Source organism: Moraxella sp. (assembly GCF_024227015.1).
Classification (GTDB): domain Bacteria; phylum Pseudomonadota; class Gammaproteobacteria; order Pseudomonadales; family Moraxellaceae; genus Moraxella.
This window is the reverse complement of record NZ_JAAELD010000315.1, coordinates 1-1,787: the sequence shown is the minus strand read 5'-3', so window position 1 is coordinate 1,787 and position 1,787 is coordinate 1. Positions and strand designations below refer to the sequence as shown.

Below are 1,787 nucleotides of genomic sequence, written 5' to 3'. Positions count from 1 at the left end.
AATTTTTAATTTTTGTCTAAGTTTTATTATTTGGTTTTTGTGAATAAAAAAAGACCAAGCGACTGCTTGATCTTTTTTATGGGTATTTTTGTTAGTACTTGGAGGGTGGTAGAATCAGCTCGCTTTTTAGGGGGAGTTGTTCTATCAGCTCTTGCAATGCCTTTTGATAGACGCCGCGCTTGAAAGCGACGACTTGATTCAAAGGATACCAATAGCTGACCCATTGCCACTCATCAAATTCGGGTTTTGAAGTATTAAATCGAATGTTCTGAGCGTTGTTTTCATCTAAGCGGAGCAAAAACCATTTTTGTTTTTGCCCAATACACAAAGGTTCTTGGTTGGTGCGGACATAACGTTTTGGTAAGCGGTAGCGTAACCAATCTTTGGTAACCGCAAGCAATTCCACGTGCTGTGGATAAAGTCCGACTTCTTCATATAGCTCGCGGTACATCGCATCAAGTGGAGTTTCGCCATAATCGATCCCCCCTTGTGGAAATTGCCAGCTGTCGTGTCCGATGCGTTTTGCCCAAAGCACTTGCCCTTGTGTATTTGCCAAGATGATACCGACGTTGGCTCGAAAGCCGTCTGAATCAATCATGACTAAACTCATTATTTAAAATTTATAAAAATTCTACCCAAAATAATAGGCAGATAACTTAATGACTATTAAAACAAATTTTCACCAAAAAGTGTAATATTTTTTTGAATAAAAATGTTTCTAGATGGTTTTTGAGGTGATTGCTAACTTTTGGTTTGCTTTATTGGCGTATAAAATGAAACGACCAACCGAATGCACCTTGAAAATCCTGCAAAAAACCGCCATAGTGTAGCTGGTTTCATGTATTATATTAATAACCTAATAATCATCTATAAATTGGAGTGCTTTATGTCTGATATGAATGCCCGTGTGTCATGGCTAAAAAATGACGTGATTAATTTTAGCGCCAAAAGTGGCTCAGGTCATGAGGTAATCATCGATTCTGCTCAGACATTGGGCGCTAAGCCGATGGAGTTTATTCTGATGGGGCTTGGCGGCTGTGCCAGTTATGATGTGGTAAGCATTCTACAAAAATCCCGTCAGGCGGTCGCAGACATCCACTGCGAAGTCTCTGCCAAGCGCGCTGATGCGATTCCTGCAGTATTCACTGACATTCATCTGCATTTTGTGGTGTCAGGCACGAATGTCAAAGAGTCGCAAGTTGCCAAAGCGATAGAGCTGTCTGCGACCAAATACTGCTCAGCCTCAAAAATGCTGTCTGATGGCGGGGTGAACATCACTCATGATTATGAAATCATCGAAGTTGCGTCATGAATAGCATCATGATGTTTGTCGCCAATTTCTCATCCGACATGGACATTGCCATCAAGGCGATGTTGGTGGCGTGTCTGCTGCCTTTGGCATTTGCCATGCTTGCCAAGGCGACAGGCGGGTTTAAGATGTCGGATAATGCCAATCCAAGGCAGTTTCTTAACCATGTGACAGGGCTGTCAGCGCGCATGAATGCCGCTCAGCAGAACAGCTTTGAGGGGCTGCCGATTTTCTTGGCGGCTGTGATTGTGGCGATGTATTGTTTTGTACCGCAGAATGTGATCAATGTGCTGGCGTGCCTATATGTGCTGTTGCGAGTTGGCTACGGTGCGGCGTACGCCTTTAACATGCCGTTGGTGCGCTCGGTGCTGTGGGCGCTTGGCTTATTATGCTGCGTGATGCTCTTTTATTTTGCGATTTTGGTTGTTTAAATGACTGATAAGACGCTGACCGCTAAAGATTATTTAGCGGTTTTTTT

3 protein-coding genes are annotated in these 1,787 nt (G+C 43.3%); 2 read left to right on the top strand and 1 reads right to left on the bottom strand.

Annotation, left to right across the window (positions count from 1 at the left end):
* Positions 1-91 precede the first annotated feature (91 nt).
* Positions 92-598, bottom strand: a complete 507-nt coding sequence (locus GY683_RS07205) for an RNA pyrophosphohydrolase (protein ID WP_297288090.1) — start codon at positions 596-598, stop codon at positions 92-94.
* Between the two features lie 297 nt (positions 599-895).
* On the opposite strand from GY683_RS07205, the gene GY683_RS07200 reads away from it, so the two are divergent.
* Positions 896-1,312, top strand: coding sequence for an OsmC family protein (locus GY683_RS07200; RefSeq protein WP_297288091.1), 417 nt, complete (start codon positions 896-898; stop codon positions 1,310-1,312).
* On the top strand, positions 1,309-1,740 hold the full coding sequence (locus GY683_RS07195; RefSeq protein WP_297288089.1) for an MAPEG family protein: 432 nt from the start codon (positions 1,309-1,311) through the stop codon (positions 1,738-1,740). The genes GY683_RS07200 and GY683_RS07195 overlap by 4 nt, the downstream gene beginning before the upstream one ends.
* The last annotated feature ends 47 nt before the right edge of the window (positions 1,741-1,787 follow it).